This window comes from Selenomonas sp. FC4001 (assembly GCF_000701565.1).
Taxonomy (GTDB): domain Bacteria; phylum Bacillota; class Negativicutes; order Selenomonadales; family Selenomonadaceae; genus Selenomonas_A; species Selenomonas_A ruminantium_B.
Window position 1 is genome coordinate 540,177 of sequence record NZ_KL370793.1, and the last position, 16,321, is coordinate 556,497.

Consider the following 16,321-nt stretch of genomic DNA (forward strand, 5'->3'; position numbering starts at 1 on the left):
AAGCGGAACGTGCAAAAGCCTTTCCCTGCCACCAGTCACACATCATCAACTTATTTTACCTGCAATGCCGCTTTCACGAAATCGCGGAACAGCGGATGCGGGTTGTTCGGGCGGGACTTGAGCTCGGGGTGAGCCTGGGTTGCCACGAACCAGGGGTGGTCCTTAACCTCTACCACTTCTACGAGGCTGTCATCCGGCAGGGTACCGGCAATCACGAGGCCGCGCTCGGTGAGTTCCTGACGGTACTTGTTGTTGAACTCATAGCGATGGCGATGACGTTCCTCAATATTGGCCGTACCGTATGCTGCGAGGGAATGCGTACCTTCGCGCAGGGTGCAGGGATAGGAACCAAGGCGCATCGTGCCGCCCTTATCCTCGATACCCTGCTGGGATTCCATGAGGTCGATAACCGGGTGCTTCGTTTCTGCATCGAATTCGGAGCTGTGCGCGTCCGTCATGCCGCAGACGTGGCGGGCAAATTCGATAACGGCGCACTGCATGCCTAAGCACAGGCCGAGGAACGGAATGTTGTTCTCGCGGGCGTACTGGATGGCTTTAATCTTGCCTTCCACACCACGGTCGCCGAAGCCGCCCGGCACGAGAATGCCCTTGCAGCCAACGAACACTTCCGAAAGGTCGGTATCCGGGTCTTCGATTTTTTCCGCGTTGACCCACTGAATCTTCACCGAAGCATCATTGTCGATGCCGCCATGATGGAGTGCTTCCGTTACGGAGATATAAGCATCCGGCAGTTCCACATACTTGCCGACAACGGCAACCTTAACCTTCTTGGACGGATTGTTAATCTTGTAGACCATCTTGTCCCAATCGGACATATCGGCCGGACCATAGTCCATGTTGAGTTTCTGCAGGGCAATCTTGTCGAGTCCTTCACGCTGCATCATGAGGGGCACTTCGTAAATCGTGGAGGCCGTGCGGTTTTCGATAACGGCTTCCGGCTGCACGTCGCAGAACATGGCAATCTTTTCCTTCATGTCCTTGGAAATGGTCTTTTCCGTGCGGCACACGAGGATGTCCGGCTGAATGCCGATGGCGCGCAGTTCTTTTACACTGTGCTGGGTCGGCTTGGTCTTGAGTTCGCCGGCAGCGGAGATATACGGCAGCAGCGTTACATGGATGTAGAGCGTATCCTTCGGGCCAACTTCTTTCTTGACCTGACGGATGGCTTCGAGGAAGGGCTGGCTTTCGATATCACCAACCGTACCGCCGATTTCCGTGATAACCACGTCAGCGCCGTCAGCCTTGGCTACATCATAGACGCGCTGTTTGATTTCATTGGTGATATGCGGGATAACCTGCACCGTGGAGCCTAAGTATTCACCGCGGCGTTCCTTGTGGAGCACGGACCAGTACACCTTACCCGTGGTGATGTTGCTGTTCTTGGACAGGTTGATGTCGATGAAGCGCTCGTAATGGCCCAGGTCGAGGTCCGTTTCCGCACCATCATCGGTAACAAATACTTCGCCATGCTGGTAAGGGCTCATCGTACCCGGGTCAATGTTGATGTACGGGTCGAACTTCTGAATCGTAACCTTGAGGCCACGGCTCTTTAAGAGACGGCCCAGAGAAGCCGCCGTGATGCCCTTGCCCAGGGACGAAACCACACCACCGGTAACGAAGATATACTTTGCCATGATTTGCCTCCTTATTCCTGAATGCTTTCCAGCTTCTTCTGACGGCTGTTGATTGCCTTATTGGCAGCCTTGGAGCGGGATGCCGCACCACGGGCAGAATGACGCTTCACTTCAGGCGGATTCCATTCCGTGAGGCCCCACTGCTGGTCGCCTTCATGCTGAAAACGGCTGTCCATATTGATGAGGGTATATACTTCCGAGATAGCTGCCGACAGGGACTGCACCGGCTTATGCTTTTTCTCGATAACGTCGAGAATCAAATCCTTATAGTACATGGTCTGACCTTTTTCCGTCAGCACATGATACGCGATATCCACTTCCGAGCTATTGATAAAATCCATAATCAAAAGTTCTCCTTCCAAATCCTAAATTACATCTGTTCCGGTGCCGATACTCCAAGGATTCCCAGCGAATGGCGAATCACATGGGCCGTAACCGTAACCAGAGCCAAACGAGCTTCTGCCAGTTTCGGCTCTACGCCGACAATGCGGCATTTATTGTAGAAGCTATGGAAGGCACTGGCCAAATCATAGCTGTAACGGGCAATGCGCTGCGGTGCATAATCACGTGCAGCACGCTCGATTTCTTCAGGGTATTCCTCAATCTTCTTGATGAGGTCGATTTCCGACTCATCGGTCAGCAGGGAAAGTTCCGGCTTATCGCTGAGGGACAGCCCCGTTTCCTTGCACTGACGGAAGATGCTGCAAATGCGGGCATGGGCATACTGAATGTAGTACACCGGATTGTCGTTGGATTTTTTCTTGGCCAAATCCAAATCGAAGTCGAGCTGGCTGTCCAAGGAACGCATCAGGAAGAAATAACGCGCAGCATCGGTGCCGACTTCTTCCATCAGTTCGTTCAGGGTAACACTCTGGCCGGTACGCTTGCTCATCTTCACGAGCTCACCGCCACGGTAAAGAGCAACCATCTGCAACAGCAGTACCGTAAGTTTCTTGGAATCATGACCCAGCGCATCCATAGCAGCCTTTACACGGCACACATAGCCATGGTGGTCAGCGCCCCAGATGTTGATGAGTCTGTCGAAGCCACGCTCATACTTGTTGTGATGGTAAGCGATATCGGCAGCCAGATACGTCGGCACACCGTTGTCGCGAATAACCACGCGGTCCTTATCGTCGCCATAAGCCGTGGACTTGAGCCAGAGTGCACCGTCCTTTTCGTAGATGTTGCCGTTGTCCTGCAGGATTTTCACGGCAGCCTTAACAGCTTCCGGATGCAGCGTACGCTCGCTGAACCACTTGTCAAAGGTTACGTTAAAGGAAGCCAAATCCTCTTTGAGGGTAGCCAGTTTTTCCACATAGGCCAAATCCTTGAAGATTTCCATGCGCTCATCATCATTCATGGAGAGGTATTTATCCCCTTCCTTGTCGATGATGCGCTGGGCCGTGTCGATGATGTCCTGGCCATGATAGCCGTCTTCGGGGAATTCTACATCCTGTCCCAAGAGTTCCAGATAACGAGCGTTAACGGAACGGGCCAGATTGTTCATCTGATTGCCGGCATCGTTGATGTAGTATTCGCTTTCCACGGGGTAACCTGCTGCCCGCAGAAGATTTACGAGAGCAGAACCAGCAGCAGCGCCGCGGCCATGACCGACATGCAGCAGCCCCGTCGGATTAGCGCTGACGTATTCCACCTGAATCTTCGGTGCATCTTTTTTCGGCAGCTGACCGTATTTTTCACCTTCGTCGAGGATTTTCTGGAAGGAATCGTAGAGCACATTGCCCTTCAGGTAGAAGTTCAAAAAGCCCGGGCCAGCAATCTGAGCATGGTCGAGCCAGTCGCCCTCAATGCGCTTCACCAGTTCTTCTGCAATCTGACGGGGAGCCTTATGGAACACCCGAGCCGACTGCATGGCAAAGTTGGTAGCAAAATCACCAAACTCCTTCTGGGGCGGCACTTCCAATACCACCGTGGGCAATTCCCCTTCCGGGAACACACCATCGGCAATGGCACTTTTCGCAGCCGCTACAATGGCTTCTGTCAGCGTATCTTTAATATCCAATCCAAAATCCTCCTAATTTATTTTGTCGATAACTACATTTAAGGTGTTATGGCCCTGCAGAGCATCGTTCAAATACAGCTCATATTCTGCCTGTACCGTGCCCTGGCCATCCTTAAAGTAAATATCCAGCTTCTGGGTTTCTACCAGTAAATCAAAATTACCGTAGGGTGTCCGATACACACTACGGGTCCTTTCCCCCAGCCGAAATTCCAGCTGCATATCCACAGCTCCACGGCGAATCAGCGTCAGCCCTTCGCCACTGAATTTCAGCACGGTGGGCACCACCTTGTCGTGAAGCGAGGCATCCTCATAACGCACATAATGCTTGCCAGCCCGCGCTGAATACTTGCCGCGCGCCGCCGATTTCAACACGGTCTTTTCTCCCGCCGTATCGACCTGCACGCCTTCCACCGTCACCGCAACCATAGCATCCGCCATTTAGCCACCTCTTCAAAACATACTGTTACATATTATAAACCAAACTCACTACCTTGCCAACAGTTTTTTGCGCTTTTTTTGCGGCTTCATCAACCTTTTTTGTTCATATCTGCAAGACGGCGGAGGGGGGAGGCTTTTACGCACTTCGCTTGACCAGTCAGCTAAAAATAATTTTTGTCTTTTAATTAAGTATCCGGGAAAGTCAAAACTCGCTACGCTCAAACAGTAGACTTTCCCAGATAATATTATGGTGGACAAAAATTATTTTCTTCACGCAGACTGGTGCAACGCTTCGCTGGCGCAAAAGCCTCCCCCCTCCGCCGCCCACGATACTGAGCTTTCGTAATGAACCACAAACTCTATATCGCCAAGAAAGAAATCTAGCTAACTTTTCATCAGGCACCTATTCCAACCTAGCGAGGGCGGCGCGGCGATAATTTGTCAGAGCGAAGCGTTTGACCTTGAACGTGAAGAAACAAATTTTGACCCACATAAAAATTAGCGCGAAAAGCCATTTGTCTGAACGCAGTGAGTTTATGGCTTTTCGCGCTAAATAAAAGGTCAAAATTTTTTTAGTTCAAGGTCTAAGCGTAGCGTGGCAAATTATCGCCGCGCCGTCAAACCTACAGTAGATTAGCAGTGAGATGTAAATTTAGATTGTGAACTTCTCCACTTCATGTGCCAGCTGTTCCGCCTGCTCAGCAAGCCCGCGGGTTGCGGCTGCAATTTCTTCTGCCGAGGCGGACTGTTCTTCCGTCGTTGACGATACGGCTTCAGCGCGGCTGGCGTTAGCCGTGCTGATATTGGCAATATCCTTAACGGCCTGCTGCATGGAATCCGTACCTTCCGAAACCGACTTGATGCTGCTGGAAACTTCCCGGATACCATCAGCAAGGGCATCAATCGCCACCTTAATGGACTTAAAGATTTCATCAGCCTCATTTACCGAATCAATGCTGCTGGCTACACTTTCCGCACTTTCCTCACTGGCAACTACCGCCTGTTTCATATCCGTCTGAATCTTGGTCACGAGATTGGCAATCTGCTGCGTGGAGCTGGCAGACTCCTCGGCCAGCTTGCGGACTTCATCAGCCACCACAGCAAAGCCACGACCATATTCACCGGCACGGGCCGCCTCAATCGCGGCATTGAGCGCCAACAGATTCGTCTGTTCCGCAATCCCGGAAATCAGCTCCACGATTCTGCCGATTTCATCCGAGCTCTTCGCCAGTTCCTTAATGGAGTTTTTCACCGTAGTGGTACTGTCACTGATGGCATTCATGGATTCCACCACATTCTGAATGGAATCGCGCCCCGTATTGACACTACCTACGGTTTGTTCCGTAACAATGGCAATCGCATCGGCACTATTGGCCACCAGCGTAGTGCGCTCAGCAATTTCCACAGCCGTTCTATCTGCATCGGCTGCCGAATCCGACTGCGTGGCAATACCTGCAGCAATGTCCGTAATCTGCTGCGCAGCCTGCGTAGCTGCATCAGCCGACTGATGGGAAGCCGCAGAAAGCTCTTCTGCCGAAGCCGAAACCCTCTCCGCATTCTTCTGAATATGACCGATAAGCTCCCGAATGGTGCGGCGCATCTCCTTGAACCCACGGGCCAAATCGCCTAACTCATCATTGCTGTCAACAGCCAACGGACGGGAACGCAGGTCGCCGGTATTGATGATGTTGCATTCTTCCCGCAGAGCCTCCACAGGAGCGCAGAGCTTCTTCCCCAGGAACCAGATGATGCCGCTGATAATCAGCACCATGACAACGGCCACGGCGCTCATAATCTTCATCAGCGAATAGGCATCGGCCCGCACTTCAGAAATCGGCGCTACCGATACTGCCACCCAGGTACGATGGGCCAGATGCACCGGCGTGAACACAGCCTGTGATGCTTCTCCTCTGGAGGTGGTATATTCCGTTGAAACCTGCTTATCCTGCTGTATAGCACTGGTAAAACCATTGACTAGCGCAATATCGATTTTCTTACTGGAAACCTCCTTGGTCAAATCCATCTTGCCCACTTCCTCGGGAAGCTGCGCATAAGCGATGCAAAGACCATCCTGGTCGGCCAGATATACACGGCCGGTTTCCTTATACTTAATCTTGCCAACCAGTTCCGTCAAATCATCCAGTTCAACGGTACCATAGACAATACCCGTAAGCTGGCCGTTTTCCAATACCGGGTAAGCCAGAATGGTGATGAGCTTGCCGTTGGTGCCCGATACAGATGGCCCCGTCATAACCGGCTTCTTGGTCTCCCGCACCTGCTTGATATAAGCCCGGGTGGTACGGTCCATATCCTTGTTCTTGTCGCTGACAGCATGGCCTTCCGGGTCAGAATATGCCAACATCGTGAAATTCTTGCGCTTGGCCAAAGTATCAGCCAATACCTTTACCCGTTCTTCCCGCGTACCGCGCATGATAATCGGGTTACTGGCCAGATACTCCACCGTGAGCTCTCGCTGCTGATAGAGTTTTTCCAGCTGCTCGGATGTACTCTTGCCGATTTCCTGTGCCAGCAAATCCGTATTACGGGTCAATGCCGAACTGGACATATAATAGCTGATGGCAAAGAATACCGCAAAACTTCCCACGAACAGAGGTATGAATCCTGCCAGAAACTTAAAGCGTAAACTGTTAAAGTTCATGTTCTCCTCCTTGTTATATAAAATCCCATAAATCCTACATCTGAAAAAAGCATTGCACACATAGAGGTTGCGTACAATGCTAATTTCACTTTAGTATAACTTTATTGTTGTTCGACTGCGATATCTAATTCTACGACGTGACCCGCTAAATCCATTTCCACCGTGAGATAATTATCATCGCTGATCTTCACCTGGAAATTCTCACCGATGGACAGGGATGGTGTGGAAATATCCACTTCAAGCCCCATACCGGTAAGGTTGGTTGCGGCATTAGCTGTAAGCATGTTACTCATTTCCGAGATAGCACTTTGGGCCATAGCATCAAATTCTGCTACAGGCATACCCATCATCATGGTCGATGCAATAAATTTAGCGGTGTCTTCTGACATGTTGTAAACAACGTTGCCACGAATCTGTTTGGTGAAGCCCACGATAACCGAAACCCCCAGGCTCACCGCATTCTTTGTCTTTACTCCCATCTTCAGCCGCTTAGGCTCCGGAAAGCCCATCTGCGGCATTACGGACGTGAATGCATCGACGAACGGATTAACTAATTTTGCATCCATCTTATCATTCTCCTTCCGCAAATCCCACACTCATATTAATATCCCCTAACCGTGTTCTGGCGCATATACGGAAGGTCGTAAGTTTGGGGCTGGCAATGCGGATTTTGCTGCCCACAATAGTCCCCGGCGGCGTAATGCGCATTTCCTTATCCTTGAACACATCATTAATATTGGATACCCCACGGCCCACAATGATGTTCACCGCTTCTTCTACGGATTCACTTGCTTCATCTTCCGTAATCTCGTCATTTTCCTCGGCATCCAGCATCACCGTGGCAAAATCCTTCATGGTTTTGTCATCCATGTACACGATAGCCCGGCCATTGGGAATCCCCGTCAGGCCTACAATGACAGCGATACCGCTGATGTCCAGAAAACTGCGTTCCTCTTCCTGCAGTTCCACTTCACTGTGTACACCGGTCATGCTGAAAATGCCCTGCTGCAATGCCTTCACAAACGGTTTTGCGTAGGACTCACGCAGGACAGCCACCTTCCCTGCCTTGCTCTGGCAAAGAATCATCAATGTATCGATAAGTTCATTGATGCTGACCGGTTTTTGCAAGAAGGCACTGATGCCCACTTCACGGCCCCGGGCCACAAGGCTGGCATCCTTCATGGCACTGATCATAACGATCTTGGCTTCAGGATCCACAGCACGAATCCGGCGGCTGCATTCAAGGCCATCAGCATCCGGAAGATTCATATCCATGGTAACCACAGCCGGCTTGAATTGCTCATAGAGCTCCACTGCTTCAGCAGCATTTTTGGCTTGCGCGCATACTTCGAAGTTCGTCCTTGCCAGATTCCCTTCAATCATCGCACGGCTGACCTTCGAATCATCGACGATCATTACTTTGACTTTCTCCACAAATGCTCACCTGCTTCTCTACATTCCTTACATTTGCCAACACTTAAAAATAGGAACTCGTTACTGTTACAATTTTCATAACTTAACTTTTCGCTATAGTGTGAGAAAATCCCTGCCTGCCAAAAAAATAATTTTAGATTTCGCTTTTGCCTACGGCATCAAAAGTTTTCACGATGGAAGCTGCCGGTTCCTTATCCATTTTGCTGACCACATAAACGGCCAGCAGCGAGAGCAGGAATCCCGGCACGATTTCATAAAGCCCCAGCCAGTCAATCTGCTTCCAGACGAGCACCGTAATGCCCCCCACGATGATACCGGCCAGCACCCCATTGCGGGTGGTACGGCGCCAGAAGAGAGCACACAGCAGAGCCGGCCCGAAGGCAGCACCAAATCCCGCCCAGGCATAGGCCACCATGTCTAAAATAAAGCTGGAAGGATTCAAACCGATAAAAATCGCCAGTGAGGCGATAATCAAAACCGAAGCCCGGCTGATCCAGATAAGTTCCGTAGTCTCCGCTTCCTTGCGCAAAAGCGTGCGGTAAAAATCCTGAGCAAAGGCAGATGCCGCTACCAGAAGCTGTGCCGAAGCCGTACTCATAATGGCTGCCAGTACAGCCGAGAGAATCAAGCCTGCCACAATCGGCGGGAAAAGTTCATTGGTCATCACCAAAAATACCGTTTCCGACTCCGTGCCCGCCAGTTCATGGGACAGGAACACGCGGCCCACCATACCCACAGCGACTGCCGCAGCCAGAGAGAGCACCACCCAGGTCATGGCAATGCGGGTGGCCTGTTTGATTTCCTTGGAACTGGAAATCGCCATAAAACGCACGAGAATATGCGGCTGGCCGAAGTAGCCAATGCCCCAGGCCAACAGGGAAATCAGTTCAATCGTGCCCAACGTGGAACCATCTGGTTTGGTAAAGGGCTCTAACATCGAATGACTCACGTTGTTGATGGCATTAACGGTTGCCGTATAGCCGCCCATTTCCATAGCCGCCGTAATGGGCACCACCAGAATGGCGAAGAACATCATAACGCCCTGAATAAAATCCGTGCGGGACACGGCCAAGAAACCGCCCACCAGCGTATAGAACACCACCGAACCGGCACCGATAAAGATGGCATACTCATAAGGCAAACCGAACACCGTTTCAAAGAGACGGCCGGAAGACACAAACCCCGAGGATGTATATATAGTAAAGAAAATCAAAATAAACACCGCCGGGATGGTGCGCAGCAAGCCGCTGTTATCCTCAAAGCGGTTCTCCAAAAACTGGGGCACCGTCAGGGAATTCTTGGCCAGCTCCGTGTACTTTCTAAGGCGGGCTGCCACAAAATGCCAGTTAGCCCAGGTACCGAGGGCAATGCCCACCGCAATCCAGCCGGCATTAAGTCCGGCCAGATACGCAAAGCCCGGCACGCCCATAAGCATCCAGCCGCTCATGTCGGAAGCCTCGGCACTCATGGAAGTAACCCAGGCTCCTAATTTGCGGTTGCCCAAAAAATAATCGCTCATGTTGCGGGTACGGCGGTAATAATAAACGCCAATGGCCATCATCAGGCCAATGTAGAGAATAAAGGTATTGATAATCGCTAATTGACTTGTCAAAAAGTTTCCTCCTCATGCTTTCAGGTTTTCAAGTTTACAATAACAGCTTAAATTATACTTGCTTTTACCCCCGTTTGGCAACTTTATTTTTATAGGAGCTATAATATTATCGTTATAGTTGACAAAATGCGTCCGATTTTTTCGCGATTTTTTTCATTTTGCAGGAAAAAACACTTGCATTATCGAAAATCTTCCCGTATAATAGCTAAGGTTTTTCGGAAAACGCTAGGAATAAACGCAGATAGCCTTAGTCTAAGTATATCTTGGTACAGGCTGAATCTGCGCTCTTTTCGTGTGTGTAAAATTAGGAGGAAGTACCTATGAAGAAGTATGATGTTGTGATTGTGGGCGGTGGCCCCGCCGGTATCTTTGCCGCTTATGAACTGGCAGAAAAAAGCCCCGAGCTCAAAGTATTGCTGCTCGAGAGCGGTAAGGATATCTATACCCGTGTCTGCCCCATTTCCGCAGGCAAGGTGAAAGGCTGCATTGGCTGCAAGCCCTGCAGCATCATGCGCGGCTTCGGTGGTGCTGGTGCTTTCTCCGATGGCAAATACAACTTCACCACCCAGTTCGGCGGCTGGCTCAATGAATACCTATCTGATGAAGAAGTCATGGACCTCATCTATTATGTAGATAAAATCAACATGAAGCACGGGGCTCCGGCTCAGGTATTCAGCACGGAAAACAGCGACATCGGCTACAAGGCCATTCAGCATGATTTGCACCTGTTGGCTGCCAGCGTCCGCCATCTGGGCACGGAAAACAATCTGGAAATGCTCAAGGCCACCTATGAATACCTCAAGGACAAAGTGGAATTCCGCTTTGAATGTCCTGTAGCCCATATCCATTCGGACGGTCAGGGTGAAAACGAAGTAGAACTTACGGACGGTGAAAAAATTGCCGCCGAATACCTGATTGTCGCTCCCGGCCGCGCCGGTGCCGAATGGTTCTCCACGGAATGCGACACGCTCGGCCTCAAGCAGGAAAACAACCGCGTGGATGTCGGTGTCCGCGTGGAAGTGCCCGATGAAATCTGGAACCCCATCACGAGTCAGGTTTATGAAGCCAAGCTCGTATATCGCACCAAACGTTACGGCGATCAGGTGCGCACCTTCTGCATGAACCCGCACGGTCATGTTGTTATGGAAAACACCGATGGCATCATCACCGTCAACGGCCACTCCTACAGCGACCCGAAACTGCAGAGCAAGAACACCAACTTCGCCCTGCTTGTCAGCAACCGCTTCACGGAGCCCTTCCACTCCCCGCATCAGTACGGCAAGCGCATCGCTTCCTTCTCCAACCTCTTAGGCGGTGGCATTATTGTGCAGCGCTTCGGCGATTTGATGAAGGGACGCCGCTCCAACGCCCATCGCATGAGCAAGAGCTTCACCCGTCCGACCCTGCAGGCAACGCCGGGCGACCTTTCTCTGGTTCTGCCCAAGCGCCATGTAGACAACCTCATTGAAATGATTCAGGCGCTCGACAACATCGCACCGGGCATGACCAATGACGATACCCTGCTCTACGGTGTAGAAGTAAAATTCTACAGCTCCCGCGTAAAACTCACGAATCAGCTGGAAACGGAACTCAAAAACGTCTTCGCCATTGGCGATGGCGCTGGCGTAACCCGCGGTCTGTCTCAGGCAGGTGCCAGCGGTGTCTATGTAGCCCGCCAGATTATTGAACGCAGCAAAAAATAAATTAGCGACAATATGTAAGACATACGAAAACAGCCCGGTGGCTGATGATGCTTTCCCATCTATCAGCCACCGGGCGTCTTTTATTGCACGTTATTCATCTATCTCGTCTTCCTGTCCGGCCAGGAACTCATTCACTGCCCGATAAATCGCCGAGCTCTGATAGCCTCGCCGAAACAAGGCCGCCATGAGTTTCTGCTTATCCTGGCTGCGCTTATACTTGCTCGTAAGTACCCGAAGCGCTTTTTCGTATTCGCGCTCACCAACCGCTTCCCTATCATCGGGAATGCAGGACTTCACCAATGCGGAAGGATAGCCCTTCTGCTTGAGCTTTTCGCAAATCTGCCGCACGGAATAGCTGCTGTCCGTGTAGAGATAGTTAAAGCGCCGCGGGCAGGATTCGGCATCATTTAGGTAATGCTTTTCCTGCAGGCAGGCAATGGCTGCAGATGCTTCGTCCTCCTCATAGCCCTTGCCCATGAGTTTTTCAAAGAGACGGTTCTCGCTGTACTCCTGCCGGGCCAGCATATCCACAGCGGTCACGAGGGCAGGTTTCACAGGCTTGCGTTTTGGCTGCCCATAACCTTGGTTTCCCCACATGGATTATTCCTCGTCCATATCGTCACCGGCTTCGGTGGGTGCTGCTTTCTCCAATGCCTCGGCATCGCTGACCAGCTTTTCGCGAACCTTGCGCTCGATTTCTTCGACCATGGCCGGATTTGCTTCCAGTTCCACCTTAGCTTTTTCCTTGCCCTGGCCTAAGCGCGTACCTTCATAGGAATACCAGGCACCGCTCTTGTCCACGATTTCCAGTTCCACGCCCATGTCAATAAGCGTCCCCAGACGGGAAACACCTTCGCCGTACATGATGTCAAATTCTGCGGTCTTGAACGGCGGCGCAATCTTATTCTTGACGATTTTAACCTTGGTACGATTACCTACCACATCAGCCCCCTGCGTAATCTTTTCACCCTTGCGCACTTCCATGCGTACGGAAGAATAGAACTTCAGCGCACGACCGCCGGTGGTTACTTCCGGGTTACCGTAGGTAACGCCCACTTTTTCACGAATCTGGTTGATGAAGATGGCCACCGTCTGGGACTTGTTGATGACACCGGTGAGCTTTCTCATAGCCTGACTCATGAGGCGAGCATGAAGGCCCACATGGCTGTCACCCATTTCGCCGTCAATTTCCGCCTTGGGCACGAGTGCCGCCACGGAGTCCACTACGATGATGTCAATGGCGCCGCTGCGCACCAGAGCATCCACAATATCCAGCGCCTGTTCACCGGTATCCGGCTGGGAAATCAGCAGTTCGTCAATATCGACGCCCAGTTTCTGCGCATATACCGGGTCTAATGCGTGTTCCGCATCGATGAAAGCAGCAATACCGCCATTTCTCTGCGCTTCAGCAATCATATGCAGGGTTACCGTCGTCTTACCGGAAGATTCCGGGCCGTAAATCTCAATGATACGGCCGCGGGGAATGCCGCCAGTGCCCAAAGCAATATCTATGGGCAAAATCCCTGTGGGGATGACGGACACATTCATCTGCGCCCGGGCATCACCCAAACGCATGATGGAACCTTTACCAAAATCCTTCTCAATTTTTTTCATGGCGTTAGCCAATGCTAATTTTTTGTTATCATCTACAGCCTTGCGGTCAGTTTTCTCTGCTGCCATTCTATCTGCATCCTTTCTTACATTTCATTACCTGTCACAACAGTTTTTATTATATTAGAAATATCCTTTTTTGACAATACACCATGTGTGAAATATTATTTCACAGTAATTTTTATAATGCGCGCAAAACGAGGCCATCAGCTCTTGTCAGCTGACGACCTCGTTCTTTAGCATTCAATTATTTCTGGTGACGAACCACTTCGACCTCTACATAGTCAATGGGGCCGGAGATGGGTACAGACGGTTTGCGGATTCTGGCCATAGCGGTTTTGAAATGCGGATATTTTGCCAGCAGTTTATCGCCAATGGCTGCGGACAGGGAGCCCAGCATGGTATAGCGTTTGTTTTCCGTAATATCCTTAACGATGTCATAGACAGCTGCCGTATCAACGCCATCTTTGAGCTCGTCCGACTCTACCAGCTTGTCGTCCTTGGTTTCAATTTCGACATCAATGTAGAATTTCTGCCCCTGCTCACGTTCATACTCGTAAACACCATGGAACCCATAAAACATCATGTTGAGAATTCTCACTTTTGCCATTGTGGTCACTCCTATCACTTGTAATTCAGCTGAACCTGTATCGTTTATTACAGGGCTTTCTACATGTGTATTTCGCTAACCTGTGGCAAAATCCTGCCGAATACGCAAAATATTCTCGTTAATCGTTAAACATTTCTTCCCACATGCCATACGCACAGACTAAAAAAATCAATAACACTACAAATAAGTCACCCATTTGCCTATCCCTCATCATATAGAAAAAGAGGAGAGGCTAAGCCTCTCCCTAAAAGCTCATTACATCACCCGACGGGCACCCAGGTAGCAGCCGCCCCAATAGGAGCTGTCCAAGGATGCTACGCTGACCCCGATGCTGGAGGACGCATGAATAAACTGACGGTCGCCGAGGTATATGCCCACATGGGACGCTCCCGGTGCATACGTCGAAAAGAACACTAAATCTCCAGGCATGAGTTCACCAGCAGGCGAACCTACTTCATACTGAACATCTGCCGTGCGCGGAAGATGTACACCAGCATGAGCAAATACATACTGTACATAGCCGGAGCAGTCAAAACCGCTGGGGCTGGTACCACCGAATACATACGGTACACCAAGGTACTGCATGGATTCCGAAATAATGGTACGGTTGATGTAGTTGCTGCCATGAGATACCACCGGCATGGATTTGCCGAGAAGCGCCGTATAGGTGGACGGCCCTACCTGTCCATCTGCAGCCATCCCATGGGAAGACTGGAATACCTTAACTGCCTCAGCCGTGGCCGGACCGAAATCCCCATCAGCCGATACATCGTAACCAAGACGGACCAATTGTCCCTGAATCTCGGCTACTTCCGTGCCCTGGTCCCCTACGCGGAATGCAGACGCACTACACACAGAAAACATGGACATAAGGATCATGGACAGCGCAAATACACGCTTTGTTGCTTTTTTGAACAAAAAAGCCAACTCCTCTCTCTGTTCGCTTACGAGGTTAGCTGCCGGGCTCGGGTAGAGAAGACCACCCGCTACAATCCTTACACTGTCAAATAATGTAATCTTGAAGTTCGCCCCGAAAAATTGGTTCCCCCGCTCCTGGGCTGGATTCAGCTTAATCCTATGTATTTTTGAATACCCATTTTATATAATACGACATAAGTCGTCGTATTCCTGCAAATTTTTTAATAAGATTTTAATTTTTGCACAATTCTAAATCAATTCCGATTTTTTCAGTTTCTTTTCAGAATTCGTGCTGACATGAAAAGTGGCTGTCGTGACGACAGCCATCTTATTTACATTTAGGTTGAATAAGCAATCAATAAGCCGAGTTTTGTTCCATCCGCAAGCGGAGGCGACAATCATTTATCTAGGCACGGCAGTTGCCTGCCGGCTCAAGCGACTCAACCCGGAAGGTTCCGCGGGCCGCATCATCCCTTCCCTATTTGGTCTTGCTCCGTGTGGGGTTTACCCAAGCCAGCCAGTCACCTGACTGCTGGTGCGCTCTTACCGCACCTTTCCACCCTTACCTGACATGTCAGGCGGTCTAAATCTCTATGGCACTATCCCTAAGGTCACCCTCGCTGGACGTTATCCAGCACACTGCCCTATGGAGCCCGGACTTTCCTCATCTGGTGTCTAGCACCAGCCGCGATTGTCTTGACAACTTATTTCAACACGAAAAAGTATAACACTTTAAGAGGAATCTGTCAAATCAGGTGCTAATTTGACATTTGTTGCTTTGTCCATGGTAAGTTCATCCCAGGAAATTTCATGCATCATAAGCAGTGGCTGCATTCCCAGCAGGGCGGCCGACAGCATATAATTGCCAAGGGTGAGACTGCAAATCCCATACGCCTTTCCCGCATATTCTGTTAACTTTTTTTCAGTCACAGGCATGGTACTGATTTCCCCAGGCGATAACGAAAAACCGTGTCCCTCGCATTTTACCAGACTTTCCTTCCTAGTCCATAAGCGATAAAAACATTCCTGCCGCATAGTCTCATCATGCCCCCGCAGCATCCATTCATATTCCGAGGAAGTCAGCGCCTCCCGCACCCAATCGCCATAGGGCACTATTTTCTCGATATCCACGCCCACAGAGCTGTCTGCCTCAGCCAGCACAGCATACGCTCCACTATGTGATAGATTGAAAAATTTTCCCTCCGCCAAAGGTTTTCCTTCTTCATTATAGGAAATACTGCGGCCCTGAGCTGCTTTTTGCAGCAACAGGGAAGACGCAAAGCATCTAAGCCTGTCCTCCTCCTGCCGATAACGCATCATCTTTTCATAGCGCGCTGCCGGCAAAAGTCTTGCAGCTTCCCCCAGATGGGAACGCAGACAGTCCACCGGCAAGAGCGTTATCATCACTTCGCGCATACGTCTTCCTCACAATCTTTACTATGCTTCATCAAAATATCCCAAACCGTTCAGCGCGCGCATGAACCTTTGCAAATAATCCCAGGAAGTAACCGGCCAAGCCATCCCCAAGCGATAAAGAACCTGCAGCGTATACTCCCGGCTCATGTTTAAGGATTTCCTTTATTTTTTCGCTATCCAAGATATATTTCCTGCCGTAAAATCCATCTTGCGCCCGCAAAAGCTATTTGCTACAATTT

The 16,321-nt window shown here is 50.5% G+C and carries 15 protein-coding genes, 1 other RNA gene and 1 riboswitch; of the genes, 1 reads left to right on the forward strand and 15 read right to left on the reverse strand.

What is annotated here, in order from left to right; genetic code table 11:
• Positions 1-50 precede the first annotated feature (50 nt).
• The 8 genes from T320_RS12215 to putP all read right to left on the reverse strand — a co-directional run bounded on the left by T320_RS12215 (position 51) and on the right by putP (position 9,824).
• Positions 51-1,655 carry a CTP synthase gene (locus T320_RS12215; protein ID WP_037356235.1) on the reverse strand — a complete coding sequence of 535 codons (1,605 nt, stop codon included), beginning with the start codon at positions 1,653-1,655 and terminating at the stop codon, positions 51-53.
• Between the two features lie 11 nt (positions 1,656-1,666).
• Positions 1,667-1,996 carry a DNA-directed RNA polymerase subunit delta gene (gene rpoE / locus T320_RS12220; RefSeq protein ID WP_026761256.1) on the reverse strand — a complete coding sequence of 110 codons (330 nt, stop codon included), beginning with the start codon at positions 1,994-1,996 and terminating at the stop codon, positions 1,667-1,669.
• 29 nt (positions 1,997-2,025) lie between these two features.
• Positions 2,026-3,681 (reverse strand): arginine--tRNA ligase, encoded by a 1,656-nt coding sequence (gene argS / locus T320_RS12225; RefSeq protein ID WP_037356237.1) that lies wholly within the window; start codon positions 3,679-3,681, stop codon positions 2,026-2,028.
• Positions 3,682-3,693: 12 nt separating this feature from the next.
• Entirely contained in the window at positions 3,694-4,119 is a 426-nt protein-coding gene (locus T320_RS12230) for a YwiB family protein (protein ID WP_026761258.1), read from the reverse strand.
• Positions 4,120-4,771: 652 nt separating this feature from the next.
• Positions 4,772-6,778 (reverse strand): methyl-accepting chemotaxis protein, encoded by a 2,007-nt coding sequence (locus tag T320_RS12235; RefSeq protein ID WP_037356239.1) that lies wholly within the window; start codon positions 6,776-6,778, stop codon positions 4,772-4,774.
• A gap of 101 nt (positions 6,779-6,879) precedes the next feature.
• A complete protein-coding gene (locus tag T320_RS12240; RefSeq protein ID WP_026761260.1) occupies positions 6,880-7,344 on the reverse strand; it encodes a chemotaxis protein CheX in 465 nt (154 codons plus the stop codon).
• A gap of 4 nt (positions 7,345-7,348) precedes the next feature.
• On the reverse strand, positions 7,349-8,212 hold the full coding sequence (locus T320_RS12245) for a response regulator (protein ID WP_026761261.1): 864 nt from the start codon (positions 8,210-8,212) through the stop codon (positions 7,349-7,351).
• 133 nt (positions 8,213-8,345) lie between these two features.
• Positions 8,346-9,824 (reverse strand): sodium/proline symporter PutP, encoded by a 1,479-nt coding sequence (putP, locus tag T320_RS12250; RefSeq protein WP_037356241.1) that lies wholly within the window; start codon positions 9,822-9,824, stop codon positions 8,346-8,348.
• Positions 9,825-10,144: 320 nt separating this feature from the next.
• Here putP and T320_RS12255 point away from each other — a divergent pair, with 320 nt between their 5' ends.
• The gene (locus T320_RS12255; protein ID WP_026761263.1) at positions 10,145-11,527 is read left to right on the forward strand and encodes an NAD(P)/FAD-dependent oxidoreductase; all 1,383 of its coding nucleotides are present in this window, start codon (positions 10,145-10,147) and stop codon (positions 11,525-11,527) included.
• A 90-nt stretch (positions 11,528-11,617) separates the two neighbouring features.
• Here the strand turns inward: T320_RS12255 and T320_RS12260 are convergent, their stop codons facing one another.
• The 7 genes from T320_RS12260 to T320_RS14735 form a co-directional block, all read right to left on the reverse strand.
• Positions 11,618-12,124: a regulatory protein RecX gene (locus T320_RS12260; RefSeq protein ID WP_037356242.1), complete on the reverse strand. Its 507-nt coding sequence runs from the start codon at positions 12,122-12,124 to the stop codon at positions 11,618-11,620.
• A gap of 3 nt (positions 12,125-12,127) precedes the next feature.
• The gene (recA, locus tag T320_RS12265) at positions 12,128-13,207 is read right to left on the reverse strand and encodes a recombinase RecA (protein WP_037356245.1); all 1,080 of its coding nucleotides are present in this window, start codon (positions 13,205-13,207) and stop codon (positions 12,128-12,130) included.
• Between the two features lie 178 nt (positions 13,208-13,385).
• Positions 13,386-13,748: a dihydroneopterin aldolase gene (gene folB, locus T320_RS12270; RefSeq protein ID WP_026761266.1), complete on the reverse strand. Its 363-nt coding sequence runs from the start codon at positions 13,746-13,748 to the stop codon at positions 13,386-13,388.
• Positions 13,749-14,003: 255 nt separating this feature from the next.
• A complete protein-coding gene (locus T320_RS12275) occupies positions 14,004-14,627 on the reverse strand; it encodes a C40 family peptidase (protein WP_143035158.1) in 624 nt (207 codons plus the stop codon).
• A 46-nt stretch (positions 14,628-14,673) separates the two neighbouring features.
• Positions 14,674-14,828, reverse strand: a riboswitch (cyclic di-AMP (ydaO/yuaA leader).
• Positions 14,829-15,010: 182 nt separating this feature from the next.
• An RNA gene (gene rnpB / locus T320_RS14115) (RNase P RNA component class A) lies at positions 15,011-15,373 on the reverse strand.
• A 25-nt stretch (positions 15,374-15,398) separates the two neighbouring features.
• Positions 15,399-16,082: a 4'-phosphopantetheinyl transferase family protein gene (locus T320_RS14105; protein WP_051608784.1), complete on the reverse strand. Its 684-nt coding sequence runs from the start codon at positions 16,080-16,082 to the stop codon at positions 15,399-15,401.
• Positions 16,083-16,113: 31 nt separating this feature from the next.
• The gene (locus T320_RS14735) at positions 16,114-16,263 is read right to left on the reverse strand and encodes a hypothetical protein (RefSeq protein WP_156032848.1); all 150 of its coding nucleotides are present in this window, start codon (positions 16,261-16,263) and stop codon (positions 16,114-16,116) included.
• Between the last annotated feature and the right edge of the window lie 58 nt (positions 16,264-16,321).

Excerpts from the sequence above, each read along its gene's own strand:
- T320_RS12215 (WP_037356235.1), bottom strand. The coding sequence starts at position 1,655 with ATGGCAAAGTATATCTTCGTTACCGGTGGTGTGGTTTCGTCCCTGGGC.
- recA (WP_037356245.1), bottom strand. The coding sequence starts at position 13,207 with ATGGCAGCAGAGAAAACTGACCGCAAGGCTGTAGATGATAACAAAAAA.
- folB (WP_026761266.1), bottom strand. The coding sequence starts at position 13,748 with ATGGCAAAAGTGAGAATTCTCAACATGATGTTTTATGGGTTCCATGGT.
- T320_RS14105 (WP_051608784.1), bottom strand. The coding sequence starts at position 16,082 with ATGCGCGAAGTGATGATAACGCTCTTGCCGGTGGACTGTCTGCGTTCC.
- T320_RS12230 (WP_026761258.1), bottom strand. The coding sequence starts at position 4,119 with ATGGCGGATGCTATGGTTGCGGTGACGGTGGAAGGCGTGCAGGTCGAT.
- rpoE (WP_026761256.1), bottom strand. The coding sequence starts at position 1,996 with ATGGATTTTATCAATAGCTCGGAAGTGGATATCGCGTATCATGTGCTG.
- T320_RS12255 (WP_026761263.1), top strand. The coding sequence starts at position 10,145 with ATGAAGAAGTATGATGTTGTGATTGTGGGCGGTGGCCCCGCCGGTATC.
- T320_RS12235 (WP_037356239.1), bottom strand. The coding sequence starts at position 6,778 with ATGAACTTTAACAGTTTACGCTTTAAGTTTCTGGCAGGATTCATACCT.
- T320_RS12275 (WP_143035158.1), bottom strand. The coding sequence starts at position 14,627 with ATGATCCTTATGTCCATGTTTTCTGTGTGTAGTGCGTCTGCATTCCGC.
- T320_RS12240 (WP_026761260.1), bottom strand. The coding sequence starts at position 7,344 with ATGGATGCAAAATTAGTTAATCCGTTCGTCGATGCATTCACGTCCGTA.
- T320_RS12260 (WP_037356242.1), bottom strand. The coding sequence starts at position 12,124 with ATGTGGGGAAACCAAGGTTATGGGCAGCCAAAACGCAAGCCTGTGAAA.